This is a genomic window from Niastella koreensis GR20-10, from assembly GCF_000246855.1.
Lineage (GTDB): Bacteria > Bacteroidota > Bacteroidia > Chitinophagales > Chitinophagaceae > Niastella > Niastella koreensis.
In genome coordinates, this window is sequence record NC_016609.1 from 3,916,901 (window position 1) to 3,941,722 (window position 24,822).

16 protein-coding genes and 1 riboswitch are annotated in these 24,822 nt (G+C 46.9%); of the genes, 8 read left to right on the forward strand and 8 right to left on the reverse strand.

Going from position 1 to position 24,822, the window contains the following annotated elements; genetic code table 11:
* Window positions 1-29: 29 nt before the first annotated feature.
* Window positions 30-247, reverse strand: a riboswitch (cobalamin riboswitch).
* A gap of 264 nt (window positions 248-511) precedes the next feature.
* From NIAKO_RS15220 to NIAKO_RS15235, 4 genes are all read right to left on the reverse strand, one after another.
* Window positions 512-2,080, reverse strand: a complete 1,569-nt coding sequence (locus NIAKO_RS15220; RefSeq protein ID WP_014219340.1) for a purple acid phosphatase family protein — start codon at window positions 2,078-2,080, stop codon at window positions 512-514.
* A complete protein-coding gene (locus NIAKO_RS15225; protein WP_207622384.1) occupies window positions 2,081-3,898 on the reverse strand; it encodes a cytochrome c peroxidase in 1,818 nt (605 codons plus the stop codon).
* A gap of 71 nt (window positions 3,899-3,969) precedes the next feature.
* Entirely contained in the window at window positions 3,970-5,145 is a 1,176-nt protein-coding gene (locus NIAKO_RS15230; RefSeq protein WP_014219342.1) for a winged helix-turn-helix domain-containing protein, read from the reverse strand.
* A 194-nt stretch (window positions 5,146-5,339) separates the two neighbouring features.
* Window positions 5,340-7,595 carry a GH92 family glycosyl hydrolase gene (locus NIAKO_RS15235; protein WP_014219343.1) on the reverse strand — a complete coding sequence of 752 codons (2,256 nt, stop codon included), beginning with the start codon at window positions 7,593-7,595 and terminating at the stop codon, window positions 5,340-5,342.
* 187 nt (window positions 7,596-7,782) lie between these two features.
* Here NIAKO_RS15235 and NIAKO_RS15240 point away from each other — a divergent pair, with 187 nt between their 5' ends.
* From NIAKO_RS15240 to NIAKO_RS15270, 8 genes are all read left to right on the forward strand, one after another.
* The gene (locus NIAKO_RS15240) at window positions 7,783-9,099 is read left to right on the forward strand and encodes a TolC family protein (protein ID WP_014219344.1); all 1,317 of its coding nucleotides are present in this window, start codon (window positions 7,783-7,785) and stop codon (window positions 9,097-9,099) included.
* Between the two features lie 20 nt (window positions 9,100-9,119).
* The gene (locus tag NIAKO_RS15245; RefSeq protein ID WP_014219345.1) at window positions 9,120-10,169 is read left to right on the forward strand and encodes an HlyD family secretion protein; all 1,050 of its coding nucleotides are present in this window, start codon (window positions 9,120-9,122) and stop codon (window positions 10,167-10,169) included.
* Window positions 10,170-10,181: 12 nt separating this feature from the next.
* On the forward strand, window positions 10,182-11,708 hold the full coding sequence (locus NIAKO_RS15250) for an MFS transporter (protein ID WP_014219346.1): 1,527 nt from the start codon (window positions 10,182-10,184) through the stop codon (window positions 11,706-11,708).
* 16 nt (window positions 11,709-11,724) lie between these two features.
* Window positions 11,725-12,291: a Crp/Fnr family transcriptional regulator gene (locus NIAKO_RS15255; RefSeq protein WP_133055272.1), complete on the forward strand. Its 567-nt coding sequence runs from the start codon at window positions 11,725-11,727 to the stop codon at window positions 12,289-12,291.
* A 63-nt stretch (window positions 12,292-12,354) separates the two neighbouring features.
* Window positions 12,355-12,843 (forward strand): DUF302 domain-containing protein, encoded by a 489-nt coding sequence (locus NIAKO_RS36825; RefSeq protein ID WP_133055273.1) that lies wholly within the window; start codon window positions 12,355-12,357, stop codon window positions 12,841-12,843.
* A 320-nt stretch (window positions 12,844-13,163) separates the two neighbouring features.
* Window positions 13,164-13,319 carry a hypothetical protein gene (locus NIAKO_RS38525; RefSeq protein WP_014219349.1) on the forward strand — a complete coding sequence of 52 codons (156 nt, stop codon included), beginning with the start codon at window positions 13,164-13,166 and terminating at the stop codon, window positions 13,317-13,319.
* Between the two features lie 58 nt (window positions 13,320-13,377).
* Window positions 13,378-14,799, forward strand: a complete 1,422-nt coding sequence (locus NIAKO_RS15265) for an MBOAT family O-acyltransferase (protein ID WP_014219350.1) — start codon at window positions 13,378-13,380, stop codon at window positions 14,797-14,799.
* A 2-nt stretch (window positions 14,800-14,801) separates the two neighbouring features.
* The gene (locus NIAKO_RS15270; protein ID WP_014219351.1) at window positions 14,802-15,698 is read left to right on the forward strand and encodes a DUF1574 family protein; all 897 of its coding nucleotides are present in this window, start codon (window positions 14,802-14,804) and stop codon (window positions 15,696-15,698) included.
* Window positions 15,699-15,788: 90 nt separating this feature from the next.
* Here the strand turns inward: NIAKO_RS15270 and NIAKO_RS15275 are convergent, their stop codons facing one another.
* The 4 genes from NIAKO_RS15275 to NIAKO_RS15290 form a co-directional block, all read right to left on the reverse strand.
* Window positions 15,789-17,687 (reverse strand): glycoside hydrolase family 97 protein, encoded by a 1,899-nt coding sequence (locus NIAKO_RS15275; protein WP_014219352.1) that lies wholly within the window; start codon window positions 17,685-17,687, stop codon window positions 15,789-15,791.
* A complete protein-coding gene (locus NIAKO_RS15280) occupies window positions 17,684-18,022 on the reverse strand; it encodes a hypothetical protein (protein WP_014219353.1) in 339 nt (112 codons plus the stop codon). Before NIAKO_RS15280 ends, NIAKO_RS15275 begins: the two co-directional genes overlap by 4 nt.
* 51 nt (window positions 18,023-18,073) lie before the next feature.
* The gene (locus NIAKO_RS36830) at window positions 18,074-22,819 is read right to left on the reverse strand and encodes a DUF4979 domain-containing protein (RefSeq protein ID WP_014219354.1); all 4,746 of its coding nucleotides are present in this window, start codon (window positions 22,817-22,819) and stop codon (window positions 18,074-18,076) included.
* Window positions 22,820-22,929: 110 nt separating this feature from the next.
* Window positions 22,930-24,816 carry a glycoside hydrolase family 97 protein gene (locus NIAKO_RS15290; protein WP_014219355.1) on the reverse strand — a complete coding sequence of 629 codons (1,887 nt, stop codon included), beginning with the start codon at window positions 24,814-24,816 and terminating at the stop codon, window positions 22,930-22,932.
* Window positions 24,817-24,822 lie beyond the last annotated feature (6 nt).

Consider the following 24,822-nt stretch of genomic DNA (forward strand, 5'->3'; position numbering starts at 1 on the left):
GTTTTTACCAGCTTCTTCCACGAAAGCCGATAAATAAGTTGGCTATGGCAGGTCTTCTGGCTCGTTTCATTTGTTCAACACCTTCCCGCCCTTCCAATGGGGACAGTGGTTGTAGATTGAACACTTGTGGATGCTGACAGATCCACGAAACTTACAGCTGCGGGACAGCCCCGGAGTTACACCGGGTTCCCTTTTAATCCAAATCCCCGTTTAAGTGGGGACCGGAACCATAACTGGCGCAAATGTAGGGTATTTTCGGTATACGCTGGTGAATTACAGAGAAGTTGACAGGTTAACAGGTCGACAAGTTAACACGTTGACGGGTTTACACGTTGACAGGTTAATGGGTAAGAAGGAGGTTTTGGATGTATAAGGGAGGAGGTTGATAGAGTTGACGAAGTTGATAGGGTTGATAAAGGTATTAAACGCTGTATTCCTTGTTAACTTGTTAACCTATCAACTTATCAACTATCCCTCTATCAACTTCGTCAACTTTATCAACCCTATCAACCTACTTCGAAACGCGTACTTCAAATTTATCTTTCAAGCAAGTATAAGGATCAACCACCTCATACACAGTTTTAACAGCAGTGGGTTTTACCGTAATTGTCCTGGTAGTGGCTGTGCCTTTGTTCCATTTGTAGGTACCAATAAAAGAAGCTTTCAGGGTGGCGGTTTCGCCTTTTTTGATGGTGATGATCTCGTTCTTGTTTACGTCTTTCATCATTACAAAGTGGTCCCTGATCAGGCCGTCGGAGCAGATCCATTTCAACACCAGGCGGTTCTCATTTACTTCAAGCATGGAGGCGCCGCCGAGTTCGTTGTATGAATAATAAAAGGCATCGTGCGGATAGGTAGCCTGCCGGGCACCCATGGCGCCGGCTGAACCGGTTACCACATACACTGTTCCCCGGTTGGCCGAATCTTTTATATACGGACAGGAATTGGCGCTGCCATCATACAATGCAGTGGAAGAGCTCAGGTTATGCCGGGCTGCATTGAAAGTGGCTTCCATTCCATAATGCCCGTTCATCAATCGCGATCTTTCGTACAAATGACTGTGTCCGCAAATGATGAGGTCAACCCCATAGCGCTCGAGAATGCGAATGAAGTTCTCTCTTATTTTTACCAGTTCTGTCTCCTGGTCGCTGTTATGCGAGCCCATGGTATACGGCGGATGGTGCCAGTACGCCACAACCCAACCTCTTTTGGTATTGTGAAAGGCGTCGAGGTCTTTTTTTATCCATTGCACCTGGGCGCCCAGGGTATCGTACAGGCGGGTTTCTTTATCTTCCTTTCCGTAGGAGTCAATAGACAGGAAGTGCACATTGCCGATATCAAATGAATAATAGGCCTGGCTGCCGGAAGCTACGCCCCCACACTCCCCATTGGTGGGCATGGAGAAGTTCTGGTAATAGGCAATATCATGGGTTGATTGCGCCGTTGCTTTATACTGATCAAAATCATTGTAGTCGTGGTTACCGGGTGCGGGAAACACAGGATAATGCTTCAGCAGGTTATCTTTATAAATATTGAAGAATTTCTCCTGGAACTCGGGGTCCTGGCCGGAAAAATAAGCATTATCACCCAGCAGGATCCAGGCATCCATCGGTTTATTATCCAGGTACTTTATCACCTGGTCGCGTACCGAGCGCTGGTTAACGGAGTTGTTGCCGCAATCGCCAAACACGCCGATGCGGTAACTGCCTTCTTCACCGGGAGGCGGCAGGGTAACAAAATAATTGTCGGTTCCTTTTTGCAACGTATCACCTGCGCCCCCTCCAATGGCATAATAGTATTTGGTACGGGGAGTAAGACCAGTGATGGTAACCTTGTGCTCAAAAGTGAGCATTGGGTCCGAGGCCAGCCCGGTCAATTTTTTATCATCGGCGCTATAGTTCACCACGCTTCTTTGTAAGGCATCGGTACGCCAGCGGATAACAATACTGGTACTGCTGGCCACCTGTAAATAGGGCCCGCGGATCAAATGCGCCTGCACGTCGATCTTTCTTTGTGCGCTGCTGATGAAGGGCGCCAGCAACCCGGCCAAAGCCATCCCGGCAATTAATTTCGTTTTCAATTACTGATTTGATTTTTTGATGAACAATCCTGTTGGTTCCGCATCATCCAGCGTATGGATAAAGCTTACAATACTGGCAGCTTCGTTGGGCGTAAGGTGTAATGGAAGTGGAGATAAGGTTTGGTTGGGGATGGGCAGTTTTAACCCCGCTGCCCCACCCTGGTTATAAAATTCAATTACGGCTTCCAGGGTTTTGAAAGCGCCATTGTGCATATAGGGCGCCGTGGCAGCCGTATTGCGCACCGTAGGCGTTTTGAAGGCCTGTTTATAGTAGTCCATGGGAAACAGCGGATACCGGCCCATGTCGGTATCTGCTACAGGATGCAACAGATCATCGGTACGCGTAATGCCCGGCACTTCAAATTCCGTACGATCGTATAAGGGCGGCGTTAACCCATTGAACAGCGGCGCAAAATGACAGGTACCGCATTGCGCCTGGCCCATAAACAGGTTGAACCCTTTTATTTCATCTTCACTCAATGCAGGTCCTTTTCCCTGGATGTAATCATCAAACCGGGAACTGCGGGGATTCAAACTGCGCACATATGCGGCTATGCATCGGGCTATTTGATCGATGGGCGATGCAGCGCCCATCAGTTTGCTGTAGGTGGTATCCTGCTGCAGGTGTTTCACCAAAGCGAGTGAATCGGCATTCATTTCCTGTACATTGAACAGCACCGTTTTCACCTGGCTTTGCAGGCTTTCAGCTTTTCCATCCCAGAACTGCCGGTACTGAAATGCGGAATAGAATAACGATGGCGCATTGCGTGGTACGTGCGAATGGCCATCAAATGCATTACTGGTGGTTAGTCCATCGGTGAAATGTTTTTCGGGCTGGTGACAGGTAGCGCAACTGATCTTATTATTGCCAGATAGGCCGGGATCGAAAAACAAGCGGCGGCCCAGACCTATCTGCCATTGCGCGCTGCTATCGGCCCCAAGAAAAGCGATTAAGTTGAGGAAGGCCGGATTGAACAAATCACCTGCTTCATAATTCAATACATGGGTTGTATTCAGTTGTAATTGCAATTCCTTTATGAATACCTGCAACGACCGTTGCAACGGCAGCGCATAGTTGGTTAGAAAATGAAGACGGTCGAAGCTGTCAAAATCAGGATGCTGGTGCAACCAGGCAATGCCGCCTGACAGGTAATTAGCCACCTCCACCCCTGTTTTGGTTGCCTTCTCCCGGAAAGGCTGTAATACCGTTTGCAGGGCGCGGAGCGACATTTCCGACTCGGCAATGCCTGTCTTTAGCAAGGGGGCATCAAACCCGGTTATGCTTAAAGTAATTACCCGTACCAATTCCAGTTGTATGCTTTCCAGCAATTGTTTGTCATTAGCGGTAAAGCCGTATAACAAAGCATTGAGGTCTTTTGCGGAGGAGGTAACCACATCGGCCTGTTGTAATAATTCCAACTTTTTAGTGGCAGGATGCGCCTCATACAACAGGCTTTCTATCACCTGGAATCCGGTTGGTTCCCGGTACTCCATGTAGGGTTCTTCTATCTCATACTTCGGGGCGCTGTTATAAATAAGCGCGGCGCTTTTGAAGAAATATTCCAGGAAGAAGGCGATCTTTTTATACTGTAAGCGGGTGTTCTTTAATGCCAGGCGGGCTTTTATAACAGAAGCAGGATCATCATCCAGCTTATCAATCGACTGCTGCAGCTCACCGGTAGCCGAGGCAAAGACCTCCGCATTGGTTTTGAAATACGCCAATGCAACTGGCACCCCAATATCGGGCTTTGACCGCGTAAAGCCGGCCGCCATTGCCAGGCAGAAGCTCCAAACGATCATTCCGGCGGATATTTTCAAACGTACTGTATGAGTTGCTACAAATTTCACCTGCTATTAAAAGCGGCAAAGAAACGACTTGAATGTTATGGTTATATTAACTGTCTGAACTGCTTATTATTCGACTTTTTTATAACGACAGTGTCGCACTGGTTGAATTTCGCAAACGCCTTCAGGGCATCAGCAAATTTCTTCAGCATGTCCTTAGTAAGTTTCACCGGTTCAAAGTGCAGGTTGTGCACGATCAGTTCGTTTTGTTTGCGATCGGCTTTTGAATCCATGCGTGCTACAAAGGTATCGCCTATGAGTACGGGCAGGGAGAAATAGCCGTATTTCCGCTTGGGCGCCGGCACAAAACATTCTATCTGGTAATCGAATTCAAAGAAGTCTTTTAACCGGTGCCGGAACACATTCAGCGAATCAAATGGCGATAAGATAAAGGCATCGCCGGCCAGGGTAATCTTTTTATTTTTATAAGCGGGTAACATATACAACGGCCCCTTCAGCCCTTCCACTTCCACCTGCAGGATCTCTTTTTCCGCTACCATTTTTACCAGTTCCTTTTTCACCAGGTTATCTTTTACGTAACGCGCCCGCCAGGCCATTTCTTTTGCATAGGCAATGCCCATGCTTTGCAGACAACGTTTGATCACATGCCTGGCAAACTGCTCTGGTGTGGGTATATCGGTATCGATGTCTGCAGGAACAATATTTCGGGGCAGGTCATACTGTTTATGGAAATCCTTTTTTCGCGTTACCATCAGCTGGCCGCTCATATACAATCGTTCGAGCGCCACCTTGGACGGGCGCCAGTCCCACCAGCCGGAGCTGGCTACCTGGCGGTCGTTGTCAAAATCCTTTACGCCCAGCGGTCCATCGCGCCCTATCCTGTCCAGCACCTGGTTCATGAGATTGATCTCGGGCTGTTCCAATACATGCCGTTTGGCAAAGCTTGCTTTGATAGGCAGCGAAAACCTGAAATCATGCATGGGCATGTACCCTGCGTCGCAGGTAAAGTATTCAAACACCCGGCCATCCTGTTGAAGCTCTTCCAACCATTCCTGTTTATAATCGGGTACCCGCACATAAATGGCATGGTGATGCGCCCGTTCCACCACATAGTTGGTATCGAGCTGAACATACCCCAAATGATCGATGAGTTTGTACACGGCCTCGCGCCCTTTTCCAAACTGTGCGCGTTTAGCCAGTCCGGCCGCATGTAGAATGACTTTTCTTGCCTGTTCTTTGGTAAGGATGATCTGGTTCATACGTAGGCAATAAAGTTACCGAAAAACGCTGAACGCCGAAAGCTTAACGCTAAATGCTGAAGACTTAACGCTCCACGCCATATTCCTGCATCCATTTGAGTTCAGAGTTCCAAGTTCCGAGTTCTTAGCTCCGGGTTTCGGGGTAACCTGGAACCTGGAACTTGGAACCTGGAACTAATTTCTGCTTATTGTATTTAGTGGTCAATGCCCCACTCTTTATTAGGCTTCGGCCCCATTTCCAGCTCCAACGTACCTCCAGCCATTAACTGTTCATGGGTGAACCAGGGTATATTAAGCGGCTGGCCGTTGAATTTGGCGCTTTGGATGTATTTGTTGATTACGGAACAGTTTTTTGCGTTTACATGAAACTGTTTGCCGCCGGGCAGATCGATGCTGATCTTTTCAAACAAGGGGCTGCCAATGGTGTATACCGGGTTGCCAGGAGTAATGGGATAAAACCCCATAGCCGAGAATACCACGAAGGCCGACATACCGCCGCCATCTTCATCGCCGGGAATGCCAAAGATGTTGTCTTTAAACCATACATCGAGCAAAAAGCGAATGCGCTTCTGCGTTTTCCAGGGACTGTTGGTGAAATTATACAAATAAGGGATGTGAAAGCCCGGTTCGTTGCCCATGGAATATTGTCCTACCAATGCGGTAGCATCCGGGAATTTTGCCCAGAACTCGTATTTGCTTCTATCCAGTCCTTCGTGAAATAACTGGTCGAGCTTTTGTTCAAAACCAGCTTTACCGTTCATCAGCGATACCAGTCCCTTTATATCCTGCTGCACCTGCCACAGGTAGGTCCAGCCGTTGTTTTCATCATAATAATCCCGGCCGCCCATACCGCCATCGAATTTGGGGTCTATTTCCACCCAATGGCCTTTGTCGTCTTTGGGCAGGAACATACCCCGGCCGGGGTGCCAGAGATTTTTATAGTTTACTGCATGGGCATTGAAGGTTTTATAGTCGTCGTTTTTGCCAAGTTCTTTAGCCAGCTCGCCTACCGCCCAATCGTCGTAACTACCGGCAAGGGTAACGGCTACGGCCTGCCGCTTTTCAAAGGGATGTACGGAGGTATTGGTTTCCACCGCGCCTTTTTGCAAAGCGGGGAAATAACCATTGGTGCGGTAATAATCATCCAGCGGCGTGGAAGGCCCATTGCGCCAGGGGATCATAGTGGCCTGGGTAGCGTTTTTCTTCATGCCGGCATAGGCTTCCAGCACATCAAAATGCCGGAGCCCCTTACGATAGCCATCCAGGATCATTACCGATGAATGAAACCCGTTCATACAGGCATGGTCGCCAAATAATACGGGGAAGGTAGGCATCCAGCCGCCCTGCCGGTACATAGTCACATATGAGTTCAGGATATCTTCTTCCATGGCGGGGTTCAACACCGTGCGTAAAGGATGTTGCGCCAGGTAGGTATCCCAGGTCCAGTCGTCCACATAAAAAGGGCGGTTGTTTTCTATAGTATGCACTTTATTATCGAAGCCGCTGAAGTATTTTCCATCTTCGGTAATATCAACCAGGCGTTCGTAACAGCGATACAACGCGGTATAGAAGGAACGCTTCTGTGCTTCGGTTCCACCGGTAACCTGGATCTGGCCCATAACTTTGTTCCAGGCAGTTTCTCCCAGTTGCTGTAACTGTTCAAAACCGGTATTGGCCAATTCGTTATCATAATTCTTTTTCGCCTGTGCGGCACTGACATACGAAATGGCGTATTTAAATTCAATCACCGCCGGTGCGCTGGCGGGGAAACCGGCCCAGGCTTTTATGTCCTTACCGCCAACACTGTTCGCCGTTTGCAGGGCGCCGGCCTTTACCGTACCCGCCGTAACATCGGTATTGAACTGGCCGTAAACATACACTTTTATATTACCATGGTAGGTTTCCATGCCGGTGAACTCACGGGTGGCAGTAAAGTTGAATTCGCTTTCCCCATTATTGTAAGGCGCAAACAGGATGTTTTTGGCGGAATTGGCGGGAAAGGTAAACCGGTAATACCCTGCTTTTTTGCCGGGGGTGAACTCTACCGTGATGTTATCGTTTACCAGCCAGGTGCTGTAATACCAGGGCCGGGTCACTTCCAGGTCGTGGTCGTACAACATCGGTTCTTTCCAACTGCCCAACACCGGCTGTTTGATGGTGGGTTTAATAGCGAACACTTCGCCAAGGCGGTGCGATACAATGTTCAGCGGAAAACTGGCAATCTGATCGTCGAGATAATCGGCCCGTTGCGGGTTCATGCGGATCATCTGGTTAGGTTGCTGGATCGTTGGCCGGGTGGGTTGCAACAAAGCGCCCACATTCCCGATGCGCGGATCAACATACCGGGTATTGCTTTCCGGAACGGTGATGCCTGTTGATATAGGGACATTTTGCGCCCAACTGTTCAGGGCTGCTACCTGTAGTAATAAAAATAGTCCTGTACGTTTCATCCGATAAATCTATCACCGCGCGTATAATAAAGTCTTAATAAACCATTAACAGGATCATTTTCAGCTATTAAGTGAGTCAATTTTATTGAATTGGTGTTTTTACCGGGTGGGGATTCTATTAATTCACAAATGTGAACGAGCCCGCCATTTCTCCGCGGTTACTTTGTGTCTGCAAATTGATAATACAATGAAAGCATTAACTAAAATAATACTGGTAATAATGATCCTGGCGGGGCCAGCCAGCTTTAGCCAGGAAGCCCAACCCCGGGTATTAACCCTGCAACACGCGTTTGAACTGGCTGAACAAAACAGCGAGCAATTAAAAATATCTGGCCAAAATACCGAACTGGCCAAACAGAAAATTGAGCTTGCCAAACTGGGACATCTGCCCAATATTTCTACGTCTCTGAATTACGGGTATCTAAGCAACTCCCAGATCTGGGAACCATCCTTTAACAAACACATCACCGCGCCTGTTCCGCACAACCTGACCCAATTTTCCGTACAGGCTTCGGAAACCATTTTCCGCGGCGGCGAAATAGCCAATAATATTAAAAAGGCCAGCCTTGAAGAACAGGTAGCGCTGTTAAACCAGGACAAAAACGGGGAAGACATAAAACTGCTGGTAGCGGCCAAATACCTGGATATTTATAAATTCATCATTCAACGCCAGGTGTTTGAAAACAACACCAAACTGGCGAAGGAACGGCTGAAAAACATCCTTCACCTGCAACAACAGGGACTGGTTACCAACAACGATGTGTTGCGCACCCAACTCATTATATCCGACTATGAACTGGCCATTCGCAAAACAGATGACAACATTGCTATTCTTACCCAACAGCTGAATGTAGTATTGGGATTAAGCCTCAACGAACCATTGATCCCCGATACTACCCTGTTAACGCTTCCTTATAAAAATGTGACCATAACCCAACTGATGGCCACCAGCTATGCCAATAACAGGGAATTAAAAACGGCTGCCAAAGAAATTGAAATTGCCGAAACCAATCTAAAGATAATCCGTGCCGAAAGGTCGCCGGAGATAAGCCTTTTCGCCAGTAATAATTTTCAACGGCCTTACACCAACTCCATTCCGGCCAGGGATATCTATTATAATATCTGGCTGGCAGGGGTAAGCATTAAATACAACCTATCCTCCATTTATCAAAGTCCCCGGAAAATGAAAGCCGGCAGGATACAGGTAGAACAATCCCAGGCGAAAGAAACCCTGCAAAAACAAAACGTAGAAGTTTCGGTCAACGCTGCTTACATAAAATACAAAGAAGCAAAGGACGAACTGGACACCTATACCAACGATCTGCATTCGGCCGAAGAAAACTACCGGATAGTAGAGAAAAAGTATTTCAACCAGCTGGCCCTGCTTACCGATATCATCGACGCCGCCAATACAAAAATTGAAGCCGAGCTTAAGGTAAGCAACGCGCAGATAAATATTGTATACACGCATTACCAGTTACAAAAATCAATTGGTTTATTATAAAATTCTTCAATTCACTTTATATGAAACAGCTCCCTCATAAAAGCAAAAAAATAATAGTGGTGAACAGTTTATTGATCACCGTAGCAGTTGTATTTATTGCCTGGGGCATTGCAACCTATTTTAACCTGAACAGCGACCTGTACACCAATGATGCACAGGTAGAGGAATACATCAACCCGGTAAATACGCGCATTCCCGGTTATATAAAGGAAGTACGCTTTACCGAGCACCAGCATGTAAAAAAAGGTGATACGCTGGTATTGATAGATGACCGGGAATATAAAATACAACTGGAGCAGGCCGAAGCGGCTTACCTGGCAGCTACTGCTTCAAAAACCGTAACCGCCTCCAGCGTCAATACCGTACAAAGCGGCCTGAGCATATCCGATGCCAATATTGCCGCCGCACAGGCCCGGTTGTGGAACGCCGAAAAACAATACCACCGGTACGAGAACCTGCTGACCGATGGCGCCGCCACCCAGCAACAATTTGACCAGGTAAAATCTGAGTACGACGCACTGGCGGCTCAAACAAAAGCCCTGATGCAGCAACGCGCTACCACCAATCTTTCCACTGTAGAAACCACCAACAGGATCTCTGTAAACAATGCCGACATCAAACGCACGCATGCCCTGCTGGACTATGCAAAACTGAACTTATCCTATACAGTTATTACGGCGCCGTATGATGGCGTTACCGGCCGCCGCAATATCCAGGAAGGACAATTACTCCAGGCCGGACAAACCCTGTTATCGTATGTACGTAACGACAGCAGCTGGGTAGTGGCCAATTATAAGGAAACGCAAATAGCCAGGCTGGCCGTTGGCCAAAAAGTAAAACTACAGGTAGATGGTTTTAGCGGCCAGCAACTGGAGGGCATTGTGTCAGCCATTGCAGAAGCTACAGGCTCGCGGTTCTCTGCTATTCCTACCGATAACTCAACCGGGAACTTTATAAAAGTGCAGCAACGCATACCGGTTCGGATAGAGTTTGTAAAAAATGAAAACAATGCAGCCTTGCTCAAACATTTCAGGGCCGGGATGAATGTAGAAGTTCGCATTGCTCATTAAAAAATTGTAATCATGGAAATCAAACCACTTTTTTATGCCTGGGTGCCCCCCTACGCCCGCTTTGCCATTTTAGCGCTGCTGACCTTTGTAGCCCTGTGTGTAAATGGCGTGTTTACCGGCATTACCATCGATATGTACAGCGACCTCGGCGTATATGCAGAACCATTTACCATGGCGGGTAATGCGCTGTTCATAGGCATGGGCACCAGTATAATATTTATGACAAGGCTGTTGGGCAGGTTTCCCATCAAAACCCTGGCGATCACCGGCTTTATTATGCAACTGCTGATGAACTGGGTATGCGCCACCACCAGCGATCCAACTATAACGGTGGCTGCGAGCTTTGTATTGGGCTTCACCAAAATACTTACGGTGGGGCCGATCTACCTGGCGTGGTTAGGCATCTGGAGCAAAAAAATGGAAACTGCCAGGCTCTATCCTTTCTTTTATTTTATGGTACTGGCCGGTTTGTATTTCATTACCTGGTATACGGCCTGGCTCACCAACCAGTACTCCTGGCGATACACGTATTATGCGATGTATATCCTGATAGCCGTTAGTATTGCGCTCGCGGTTGTCTTTATCGAACATCATCCATTAAGAAGAAAGATCCCTTTGTATCAGTTAGACATTCCCGGACTGTTGCTGTTAATTACGTCCCTGATGCTGATCAACTACGTGGCAGTGTATGGAAAAGTAGAAGACTGGTTTAATTCATCAACTATTACAATAGCCTGTTTTGGAGCGGTCATTACCCTGCTGTTATTCATCAGAAGAGAACTGCTGGTAAAACGGCCGCTGCTGAATGTACACCTGCTCAAAAAAACCAATTTCAGTTTGGGGCTGTTACTGCTTGTATTGTTAAGTGTATTTACTCCGGCCACATTTCAATCGGCTTATTCAGGCAGTGTGCTGCACTTTGAATCTATCCGGAACGCAGAATTAAACCTGTATTTAATTCCCGGGATCATAGCAGGCTGTTTCCTGGCCTTCTTCTGGTTCCGCAGCAAGCTCAACGGGCAATTGTTTATTATTATAGGTTTTGCAGCCATGGTTACCTACCACCTGCTCATGTATGGCAGTTTTGTGACCGACCTGAACATAAACAATTTCTGGTTGCCTTCGCTGGTTAAGGGGTTTGGACTGGCGCTGCTATACATTTCAATTGGACTGTATACAACAGCCGGCGTTCCTTTTCCCCATGTACTCAAGATCGTAGGTGTAATTGTGCTGGTACGCTCCTTTCTGGCGCCGGGCATCATGTCCGGGCTGTACAGCTATTTTTTATATGCCGAAAGGACCAGGCATTTGACCACCCTGGCAGCCCACATTGATGCCAATGAGCCGCAGGTATTTGCCCAGGGTAATCCTGCCGGGTTTTATCAAAATATTCAACAGCAGGCGAGTTTAACGGCCTTAAAGGAAATCTCGGGAACTATCATTATTTTTGGTTTATCGGTTATTACTATTCTGATAGTAATACATTTTTTTAGAAAGATAAACCTGATTGCATTACATGATACCGGTAGAAATAGGTGAACCTTTTTTTAATTACATGCGAAAGTTTGTAGAACTCGATGCCGACACCATGCAGTTAATAGCCGGTCATACCAGCGAAGTTACCCTGCCCGAAAAACATCTCCTGTTATTGGAAGGCAATCCTTGTGACAAGATCTATTTTATTGTTTCAGGTTTGGGCAGGTCGTACTATACCGACTTTTCCGGAAAAACCATTACCTGGAACTTTTATTTCAATACACCCGACAGCGTCAGTAAAAACCTGTTCGCCACCGATTACCGGGCATTTCTAAGCAATACCGTTTCTTCTATCGCCATTGAGGCATTGACAGAAGTACAGGCCTTACTGTTCACGAAAAAAGAAGTGAACTATTTAATAGAGAAATCATTTACGTATGAACGTTGGTTGCGAAAATTGAACGAGACCGCTTTTATGAATATGTACGACCGGGCCTTTACCCTGCTTACCATGGCGGCTGCAGACCGGTACGATAAACTGGTGAAAGAAGAATCACATCTTTTGCAAATGTTCTCCAATTATTATATCGCCTCCTACCTGGGGATTGCACCCCAATCACTCAGCAGGATCAGAAGCCAGCATTGAAACCTTTTTTGTTTATTCACAAATGTGAACCGAACGGCCCGCAGCAGCGACGAATTTTGGGATATGAAAAGAGCAGTAGTTATAGAACATGTGAGCCTTGAGATAAAAAGCAGTTTTGATCAATTTACCTATCAACTGGAAAAAGCATTGGGCATTTTAATGCCGGTTGAGCTTCGCTCCCTGGGCGCCGCTCCTGCCTCCACAAGTTGTTATTTAAACAGCACCTGTAATGAAAACAACCTGATGATCTATAGTATCATGTCGCTGGAAGACCTTCCCCAAAAAGAACGTTACAAAAAAGCCAAACAATACCAACTTGGTAATCCCGATATTATGGGAAGAATGATAAACAATCATACCGGCGCCGGATTGTATGTACCCATTCACCTGTTAGTTTATGAAAACGAGCAGCAAAAAGTGATCGTTGAATATGATCTTCTTTCTTCTCAATGCGCTCAGTTCAACAATGCCGCCCTGTTCTCCGATTCCATTCTCCTGGAAAACAATCTTATTATCCTTATTCAACAGGCTGATAATTCTACGGATAACTAACACCGCTCACACACACCACCGGTGGCCGTGAAGGTGCATCAAAAAGTTCAGATGGCAACCTGGAAGTTAATGCTCGCTATATCAGCCGCACAATAAATACAAAAACTATCTTAAATAAAAAACGTGAAAAACACCCTGTTTTATTTACTACATCAAAATGAAGCACTAAAAAAAGCACCTATCTTTAAATTTTATTTTTATCCGTTATAGTAACAACGACAACTTAAGTAGTTTATATAGCAGGGAAGAAGTTTAGACGTGTACTTGCTTTGAGCGGCACAAAAAAATCGGCACAAAAAAGACTTATAAAAAGTAACGCTATGACAGACACTCCTTTTGATATTGAAACCGTCGTGTTTTTGTTTTGTGTATTATTTGCCGGATTTTTTAGTGGTTACCTGGTAGGCAAAACAAGAAGAAAATCGAAAGAAAAGTCAAGAAGGCCCAGATCACCCAAACCCCATGCCGAAGGATAACGGCACAAGCTAAAGATTGCACTCTTTTTAATACGCTAAAGCGATCAAGACCAACGATATGCTTTTCAACTCCATTAATTATGCCTTGTTTCTTCCTGTTGTATTTACGCTCTATTGGGCAATCAAATCTCACAGCTGGAAAAACAGGCTGCTGCTGGCCGCCAGCTACTTCTTCTATGCCTGCTGGGACTGGCGCTTTCTTTTCCTACTCATGTTCTCTACCGGGCTTGACTATGTCACCGGAATAAAGATTCAGTCAACCAGTTACAAAAAGCTTTGGTTATGGTTGAGTATTATCATCAACGTTGGATTTTTGGGCATTTTTAAATACTATGATTTTTTTGTTATATCATTTATCAATTTTATCTCGCATGTTGGATTTAAAGTGCACCCGGCAACGTTAAATGTAATTCTGCCAGTGGGCATTTCTTTTTATACCTTTCATGGATTGTCATATGTAATTGATGTTTATAAGGGCCGGATCAATTCCGAAAAGAATGTTATTGATTATTGCCTGTTTGTAAGCTTCTTTCCCCTGCTTGTGGCTGGCCCGATCGAACGCGCAACCCATCTGCTTCCTCAACTAAAAAAGAAACGGGCATTTAATTACGACCAGGCTGCTGATGGATTAAAGCAGATCCTTTGGGGCCTTTTCAAAAAGATAGCAATAGCCGATCAGTGCGCAGTATACGCTAACATGATCTTTAAAGACGCAACAAGCTATTCAGGAAGCACCCTGACAGCAGGCGCGTTGTTTTTTGCCATTCAGATATACGGGGACTTCAGCGGATACTCAGACATTGCCCTGGGTACAGCCAAACTGTTTGGTATTGAGCTGCTCAGAAATTTCGCTTACCCATATTTTTCCCGGGACATTGCCGAGTTCTGGCGCCGTTGGCACATATCGCTATCCTCCTGGTTCAGAGATTACCTGTATATCCCGCTCGGAGGATCGAAAGGCAACAAAACAAAAGTGATCCGGAATATTTTAATTATATTCCTGGTAAGCGGATTCTGGCATGGCGCCAACTGGACATTCATAATATGGGGCCTGCTGAATGCCATCTACATGCTGCCCTCTATTATCCTAAGAACCAATAGAACCAACCTGGAAATCGTAGCTAAAGATAAATCGATGCCGTCTGTAAAAGAGATTGCCCAGATCACTTTAACCTTTTGCCTGACCGTTTTTGCCTGGATTTTTTTCAGAGCAAGTGACCTGAGCCATGCCTTCAGTTATATAGCAGGCATTTTTTCTTATTCATTTTTTACTTTCCCTCAAATAACACCGGTGCCTTTGTTGTTCCTGATAATGATACTCTTTGCTATAGAATGGCTGGGCCGCCGGCAGCACTATGCTTTATCCGGCATTGGCTGCCGTTGGCCTCAGGTATACCGGCTGGCTTTATACTTTTGTCTAACTGCTATCATAATATACTTTTCCGGTGCTGAACAACAATTTATTTACTTCCAGTTTTAGCAATGAGAAAGTTCACAAAGCAAACGATTGCCTGTTGCCTGCCTGTTCTGATCCTGTTAGTATGCTTTGAATTATTATTGAGGCATATACCCAATGATTATTCGTATAAAAAAGAATACCTGGACAGAAATGCCAGCAATATTGAAGTACTGGTATTGGGAAGTTCGCACAGTTATTATGGCATCAACCCGGCATACATCAAAGGGAACGTTTTTAACGCATCTCACGTTTCGCAGACAATTGACCTTGACTGGGAGATCATTAAAAAATACAAATGGAGCAACCTGAAATACATTTTGTTGCCTGTGGATTACTTTACACTTTATTACCGGCTGGATCAGGGTGTGGAAAGCTGGCGCCTGAAAAACTATCAGATCTACTACGGCATTACATCAACCAGTTTAACCAATTACTTTGAACTTACCAATGGCAGATTCAAGGACAACATTAATAGGGTTATCCGGTATTATGTTCATAGATTGAACGATGTTAATTGCGATACGTTAGGGTATGGCATTAACTTCAACCTGGCTGCCCAGGACCTGGAAACGTCGGGCAAAGAAGCCGCCGCTAAGCACACCATAAAATCAACTGCTTTCTTACAAAAAAATATCGGCGTATTGAGCCAATTCGCCGCCTTTGCCAAAGAAAACAAAATTAAACTGATTTTATTTAGCGCACCTGCATACAAAAGCTACAGGAACAATTTAAATCGAAATCAGCTGCAGACTACAGTTAATGCAATAGAGAAAACGGTACAATCCAATCCGAATGTCGTCTATTACAACTTTCTCACCGATACTATCTTTAAAGCTTCAGACTATAGCGATGCCGATCATTTGAATCCGGCAGGAGCTAAAAAATTAAGCAGTAAATTAAATGACCGGATCTCCTACTAACCATTAAGCAGGTTTGTATAAGGCTGGCCTGCAGGTACGCTTTATCAGTCTGCATTGGCAAGATGTTGCCGCGCACCTGACAGGTCTATTTTAAGGTTTTATCCAGATAGCCTGACCGCCGGACGCCTGCAGTTTTACTTCCAGCACGGTGTCGGAAGTTACTTTTTTCTCTTCCACTTTTACTTTGGTAGCAGTGACTACCGCAGCATCATCGGAATAGATGCGGGCGGTAAAGGTTCTTCCTTTGGATAAAAAACTACAATCAAATTTTACCGTGCGTGCTTCATCGTTGGTGATGGCGCCTATAAACCATTCATCGCCTTTGCGCCGGGCCGTGGTAATCCATTGCCCGGGCGCCCCGGTCAGCACACGGGTCTCATCCCAGGTAGTGGGAATATGGTCCCAGAATTCGAGTTCCGGTTCATCGTTGCTCATTTCGGGTTTATCGTACCAGTACAGCGTTTGAATAGGACTGTAATAAACAGCAGCCAATGCCAGCTGGTGGGCATGCGTGGTTTTGATGCGTTTATCGTAATAGCAAATAGTATAGTCTGCCGCACCGGCTATATAGCGGGTGAACGGCAATAAAGTATTATGCGTGGCGCCGGGCATTTCTTCATTACCGCGAATACCTTCGGCTGTCATCAGGTTGGGCCAGGTACGTTGCTCACCGGTGGGCCGCCAGTCGTCGTGGATATTCACCATGATGTTATTGTAAGCGGCTTTATGAATCATCTCTTCCAGCCAGGTTGTCCAGCGGTGTGAGCCGGCCTGTACAAAACCAAACTTTACGCCTTTTACTCCCCATCGGTGATACACTTCGAACAGCGAATCGGATTGTGCATAAATGCCCTGCAGATTCACATACAACCAAACCCCAATGCCTTTTTCCTTTCCATATTGTATAATGCCAGGCAGGTCAAAATCGGGAATGGCAACTTTGGTGGCATCGGATGAAAAACTAAATGCCGGGCCATACCATTTCCAGTCGAATAAAATGTATTGCAGGTTATGCTTTACGGCAAAGTCGATATTGGCTTTTGCAGCAGCCGTTGTCTGCGTCATCACGCGCATGATCTTGCCGGGTTTGATCCAGCCAGGGTCTTTTATTTTTGAAGGCTCATTCAGGTTTAAGAGTAGGCTGTTGTTGACGATGAGGTCACCCGGTTCTTCCGCCACCATAATCACGCGCCAGGGTGTACCTACCGGGGAGATCAGGTCGGCCGGAGTATACATACTGGTTAAAATGGTATTGGGCCTTGATTCGCTCAATTTGAATTTGGCGCGCGCATAATCCGTCATGCCCGCTTCTGCTAAACAAACATATAACCGTGGAGTCACCCGCATGGTCAGTGGCCGTTCGCTTTCATCGGGCCAGTTTTTTAACGACAGTAATTTATAGTCTGCCTGCGCCCAGGAGGCATGCCAGGCCACCGTACCCTCGGGTAAACTGAATTCCGTGTTCTCCTGCATGATCCTGTAATACGTTCCTTTGGGGTTTTCGGGAAAGAAATACCGGATGGCAGCGCCTTCATTGTACACCCTGATCTCTACGTTCATACGATAGATGGGGTTATCATCTTTCACCAGTTCTATGGTTACGGCGTTATAATGATCGCGGATCTGGCTTTGCTCGCCATACACAGGTTGCCAGGTAGTGTCTTGCGAGGAAGTATAAATACCGGTTACTTTCAGGTTCTCGCACCATTTGGCGTGTTTATCTACTTTCAACGCCATGGCTCGTTCGCTCAGGTTGTTATCCAGTTGAAGGTCCAGCGCCGATTCACTGATCACTGATTTATTCTTATATCTCAACTGGTAATACATTTCCCGTTTACCGGGCGCCAGTTGTTTCTGGTAAAACTGTACGGTTATATTTTTATCGGGCGATAGTACGCTCGTTTTTGTTTCAGCGAGTATGGTTTGCGCCAAACTACTATTACTGATGATCGTGCTAAACGCTGCTATCAACAAAACGGATCTGCTCATTTCTTCAATCCTCCTTCCAGTATTTTTTTCAACCGAAGCAATGCTTCGAGGTAGTAGTAATCGGCATAAATAATGGAGGCGTCTATTTCACCGCCGTTGCCGGGCCAGAAACCGCTTGTCCGGTCGCGGTACCCCACAAAGCGCCAGTCTCTTTTTCCATGGGCGATGCTGCGGGGCATCCGGGTTGAATCGTTCAGCGTGCCAACTGTTTTTGATAGCTGGGTAATACAATAATCAAGCGCCTGGGTGGTCTTTTCCGACTCACTGGTTTTACAACCCGCGGCCATCAATGCAACGGCCACACTCATTCCGGCAATGCCTGTGAGGATCTTCATGACAAGTGTTCGTTAAAAAAAGCCCCGACGGTTCCGCCGGGGCTATTGGTTTTATTGTTTAATAATTTGTTTTGTGGTTACGGTTTTTCCATTGCGCACCTCCACCTGGTAAATACCAGTTGTAAGTTTTTGCAATGAAATTGTTTGGCTACCGGAAGTAAGTCTTTGTAACAGCAGCAGTTCGCCGTTGAGGCTGTAAACACGTACAGTTGCGTCTGACGCTACTGTACCTGCCTGAATGTTCAAATAACCGGTAGTCGGATTCGGATACAACACGATCCTGTTAGCAACAGCATTGCCGTTATCAGCTACTTCCGCAGTGGTATTGGCAGCTACACGCCCTTGTACGGCAGCAGCAGGCTCAGTACCATAGATCAATTGTCCTTTGTAATACACGGTCATGTGCTCATTCACCGCCAACTGTGCAGGCGCCTGATACGACCAGTCGTTTGTAAACGTAAAGTTCGACCAGTCGGATTTTGCAATGCGGTACTGGATATTGCCGGTGCTGCTTGCAGGATACAGGTTACCCAGCGTTGGTTTCACCTTGATCTCGAAGTACCTGTCGGCACTTGTCAATGCAGGGCTAACCGTATTGATGCCGGTGATGATGTTGCTGGTGCCCAGTTTGGCGTAATCTACCCATGAATTGAGCGCAGCAGTGCCGTCTTCTGTAAACCAGTAGCGAACACTCAGATCGCCATAAGCAACCGGCATGTTACCTTCATTGCTGATGGTCACATACGTACTGATGGTATTCTTACCGCCGTTTTGTGTTGAGGCATACGCTTTCACATCCACCACAGGTGTTACGGCTACAGGTTCTGTACCCCATACCAGTTGTCCATTGCGGTATAAAGTGATCTTGCTGTTGTTTGCATACGTTTTGTTGTTTACATAGGAATAGTCATCAGCTTCGTTGAAGTTCGACCAGTCTGTATTGGCAAAACGTGATTGGATTACACCAGAGTTTCCACCGGCAGCCAGGTTACCGGCTGTTTTATCGAAGCTGTATTCGATATAACCATAGGCGCCGGCGCGTGGCGTATCGAGTTGTACATATTTCGCTTTTACTTTGGCACTACCCAGTTGTGCATAGTCGATGAAGGTATTGATACCTGCATAGTTTTCTGCAGTGAACCAGTAACGGGCAGTCAACTCGCCATAAGCCACATTCGCTTTACCGGTGCTAACCAGTTGCAGGTAAGGACTGATGCTGTTGTTGTCTGTTTTCCCCTTGTCGCCATCCTGTGATTGAACGGCAATTCCAAGCGGTGCAAGGGTGAGCGTACGGCTAACTGATGCGGCAGGCAGGTAAGTGGCGTCACCATCCTGAGCGGCGGTAATGGTTACTGTACCATCGCGGATCACTTTCACCACGCCATTTACAACAGTAGCGATGGTAGAATCAGAAACGGTAAAGCTCACTGGCAAACCGGAAGTAGCCACTGCATGCAGCCTGATAACCGCGGTATCGCCTAATAAAACAGCTGGAATGGAATCAAAGCTGATGCGCTGCGCTATCCGGTTTATCACCAGGGTTTGCGAAACAGGGGTTGCAGCCAGGTAGGCCGAGTCACCCGCCTGTGAAGCCGTGATCACTACAGAACCGGCGCGGATCACATTCACCACTCCGTTATTAACTGTAGCGATGGTAGAATCTGAAACACTGTAGCTAACCGGCAGGTTTGAGCTGGCAGTAGCATGCAGCACAACAGGGGTTGTATCGCCTAAAGTAACAGCAACGATTGAATCGAAGCTGATGCTTTGTTGTACATGCGGTAACGTGTTCTTCAGGTCATCTATCGATTTCACCGTTTTCACCCAGTCAATGGCATAGCTGGTTTCACCTGAAGTGATATCGGCTACTTTAAACTGGAAGGTAGTGAGGGTGGTTGCAGTATTCTGAGACAGCCTGATAGCTGTTGCCCCGAATGTACCTTTGGTGAGATCATAATAATAAATATCATCCCCTACGGTACCCGTCCACTTATTGGCATTATTGCCAAATGAACCCAGGTTGGTATCGAAAGTGAGATTGACAACCTGTGGCTTTTTAAGGCGGATGGCTACGATGGGATAATTGTTTGGTAACAATTTCACAGCGGTAGTTTTCCTGGCATCACCACGGCCTTTACCATTCGATTGAGGAACCAGGGTTACCACCAGTTTACCATTTTGAACGGTTGCTACGGAACCGGCGGTGGCAGCAGCCCAGCCATCGGTAGTATCGATGAAGTTATCATCGATCAAACCCGAAACGGTGTCAACCGGCACAACTATGTTCAATGTGCGGGCAACAGGCGAGGCAGGCAGGTAAGCGGTGTCACCGGCTTGTGAAGCCGTAATGATCACAGAGCCATCCTTTTTAACATTCACTCTATTGTTTACAATAGTAGCAATGGTAGTATCGGAAATGGCATAGCTTACAGGCAGGCCTGAGCTGGCGGTAGCCTTCAGTACAATGGGGGTAGTATCGCCCAGGGTAACGGTGGCCAGTGAATCGAAAGTAATGGTTTGCGCAATGTGCGGCGCCGTTACTTCCACCAGGTCAGCGACAGTTTTCACTGTTCTGATCCATTCCACTGCATAGCTGGTTTCACCGGAGCTGATATCGGCCACTTTAAACTGGAAGGTAGTAAGCGTGGTAGCTTTATCAGCTGTCAGCATGGTGGGCGTTGCGCCAAAACCGCCTTTGGTAAGGTCGTAATAATAGATATCATCCCCTACTTTACCGGTCCATTTATTGGCGGCATTGCCAAAAGAACCCAGGTTGGTATCGAAGGTAATATTGCCAACTGCTGGCTTTTTAAACTTGATGGCAAAAATGGGGTAATTATTAGGCATCAATACCGCGCCGGCGGTGCGCTTCACATCGCCACGGCCTTTACCGTTCGATTGCGTAACCAGCGTAATATTCAGTTTACCATTTGCTACGGTAGCTACGGAACCGCTGGTAGCCGCAGCCCAGCCACTGGCTGAAGTGGTAAAGCGATCGTTGATCAAACCAACCGTATCAACAGGCACAGCCGTGCTGTCTTTTGGATAATCAGCCACCGTGCTTGTATAGAAGAACAAAGAGCCATAGCCAGGGTTGTCTGCGCCCGGAGGAGCGCCTTCCGGCCCTGTGGCCTGCAATACTTTCAAAGTCCAGGGCATTTGCAAACCCTTTTGAACAACGTAATGGTTATACGCAATTTCAAATACAGGTCTGAACTGTCCACGGGCGGTGGCAGAAATTGCTTCGGGCGTATAGTCAGAATAGTTCTTTTCGCAATAATCGTAGGCAGTCTGGTAATCAACATCGTTGCCGAGGTTATATTTCGAAGCATACTCATAGCCGCGCATAATGGCATTCCCTGAGGCTGAGTACAGATCAACACCCTGTTTATTGGCCATTTCAGCCAGTTCAGCCAGTGAGCCGATCGCCAGCAATACGTGTCCCTGGTCGCGGTTACTTTCCTGCAACTGACCGGCAGCCGTTATTACATAATTGTCGATGCTGCCATTGCCTTCGCCATGATAGAAATAAGTTACCACACGGTCGAACATTTCGGTATCGTTGGTATAAACGGCAATAGCCATCAACGCCTTCATACAGATAATATCCCAGTTACCATGCGAACAGGGCGAGAAGTTTCCCAGCACAGGGTAGAAAACATTTTTCAGCATGGTTTCGGTTTGCTGTTGTTTATCAACCGGCCATGCGGGATACGTATAACGCATGATCTCGGCCGCATTGGCCAGCATACAGCCGTACAAACCGTTCAATGCAGCATCTGTACCAACTATAGCAGTAGTGGTAGCTGAATACGCATCGATGATCTCCACCGCTTTTTTGGCATGCGCCTCATCACCGGTGATGTTATATAGCAGGGCATTGTAGTACGCGGCAAGGAAGTCGGCTTCCACACCATTTTTAACCGTACCACCGTTTACACCATTTACAGTAACGGTAGCGTCGCGGGTAAGTTGCGCATAGGGCCCTGCCATCTTGTAAGTAGCGGAAGAACGCGTTGATGCTGCCAGTAACTGGTAATCTGCATAGGGACGGCCAAATTTGCTGGCCACCTCCGTTTTCATTCTCGCCAGGTCGGCTGTATTGTGCAACAGGCCCGGGTGCGCAAAAGCGCCTTTGAAATTAAAGGTGTCGGGGTTGTTAACGCCCACATACGACCGCAGTTCATTTACCGAGGTAAAGGTTTTAACCCAGTCCACCTCATACTGAATATCATTCGCAGCTACTTCAGCTGATGTCAATACTACATCGGCTATTTTAAACTGGAAGGTGGTGAGGCTGGTTGTTGAGCTGGTTAACATGGCAGTGGTACCCAGGGTACCGGTTGAAAGGTCCCAGTAATAAACGTTTCCAGTAGCCGAAGCTATTTTGGTGGCATTGTTGTTGGTGCCATTGAACGACCCCAGGTTGGTGTCGAAGAAATAGTTACAACGGGGCGGCTTGTTGAACTTGATAGCCACAATAGGATAGGCGCCGGGACTAAAAGTTACACCGCCTGTTTTCTGAAAGTCGCCACGGTACTTGCCTCCGGTTTGCGGAGCCATGGTTACCACAAACTTTCCGTTTACGATCTGTCCTGTAGAGCCGGCGGTAGCAGCTTTCCAGTTGTTGGTGTTACCGGTTGAGAAATCATCATTCAGCAACCCGGTTTGGGCAAAGGAACGTTGAACAAAGAACGTGAGCGCAACCAACAAAGTGGTGGCTCCGAACTTCATGACTGCTGTTCGCAGCCATTTTCGCTTCAGCAGAAGCTCATTACGCGTAACGGTAATCTTCATGCATAGGGATTTTGGGATTATTCATGGGATTAAGAACTCACTTATATATGATAACACACCGGACCTTGCCATTCTTAGCTCCCTGAAAATCCTGTTCACAAATGGTTTAGCTACCGGCTTTGGTTGTTATTTATCGATGTCGCTTTTATTTGTATTGCTACCCCACCCGATGCCAGCAACGGGCATATCAATACGGTTGATGCATCTACCTTTCTTTGCGCTATGTTTACGTTTTGCGCATTGGCATCATCCGTATAAATAGTGGCTTCGTACGAAGCGCCTGGTTTCAGAAAACTGCAGTTGATGGTGATCGTTCTGCTTTCATGATTGGTGATGCCGCCTACATACCAGTCGTTTCCTTTACGCCGGGCGATCACGGCATATTCGCCTATTTCGCCCTGCAATACTTTGGTATCGTCCCAGGTAACAGGCACCTCCCGCCACAGGGCCAGTTCGGGCCGTTCATGACATTCACCCAGGGTTTCATTCCAGAAAAGGAATTGTCCGGGGCTATAGTAAAGGATAGGTAAGGCTAACCGGTGCGTCCAGGTATTTTTTAAATTACTGCGACAATAGCCGGGGGTGTAATCTGCTGCGCCAATGGTAAAGCGCACGAATGGTAATTTGGTATTATGATCAGCGTCGGGGCTTTGTTCGTTGCCATGCACGCCTTCCTGGGTTATCAGGTTGGGATACGTGCGGCTTAATCCTGTTGGGCGATACGCATCGTGGATATCCACCATCAGGTGATGTTGCGCGGCTTTGCGCACCAGGTCTTCGGTCCATTGCTGCCACTCCTGCGTGCCCACATTTACAAACCCGGGTTTGATACCTTTGATGCCCCATGATTCATACAGCGGGAAGATCCTGTCCATGTAACGCTCCAGCCCCTGCCGGTTTACATACAGGAAAATGCCCACGCCTTTTGATTTTCCATACGCCACTATCTCTTTTATATCAAGCCCCGGGTGATTGGGCATAGATTTCCCCTTGCCATCTACCACGTTTATTTTTGAAGGGTCGGAGTCTTCGCCATTTGGCGGACCATACCAGTTGGCGTCGAGTATGATGTAGTTGATGCCATGCACCTGCGCATAATCGATCAGCTTTTTGCTGTTGATTGTCGACAGCTGGTTATCGCGCATAGCCTTGCCGGGTTTTATCCAGCCGGTTTCTTTTATTACACCCGGTTTGTTCAGGTTCAGCAACAGGTAATTCTTTTCCAGCAGATCGCCGGGGCGGTCGCCCATAGTGATCATGCGCCAGTTGGTAACGTACCCGCCGGCTCCCTTTGCCTCGCCTCTGAGTGAAATAGATATCATACCATTATTGGTGCGGCCACCACCCTTTTGCACATATGCTTTTGGATAGTTGCTGACCCCACCTTCTGCGATCGCAGCATATATACTGTCCGCCGAGATTACCGTAAGGGGTAATTCACAATTAAATTTTATTTCCGGGGCCGGTACTTTATTATACAATCCTTCATGGCCATACTCTTCCCACACCATGGCGCCGGGGGTAAACTGAAAGCCGGTCATTTCCCGCTGAATGGTGAAAGGCTTTGTGGCGGCCTGTTGCGGGAACTCATAGCGAAAGGCAATGCCTTCATCATAAGCCCTGAAAACGATGTTCAACTGGCGCTGTGGTAGTATTTTTTCTACCAGCGCAATCGTAATCTCATTGTAATTTTCCGGATACACTTCCTTCTCACCATACACGGGTTTCCAGCTGCCACGGTGCGCCTGCTTTTTTACGCCGGTTATTTTAAAAAAGGATTGCAGGATGGGCCCGCCGGAAAACTGAAATCCCATTGGCGAGGGAAGCAAAAATTGTTTCCCTTTGTAAAACACTTCATAGGTGACCTGTTTGTCGCCAACCGTATCGATGTTACAAACGATCCTGATCTGTTTATCGGGCGACACCACTTCTGTTTGTGCGGCCAATGCTGCCGGTATTATAACAGGCATCAGTAAATACAGGAATTTCTTTATCATGCAGGG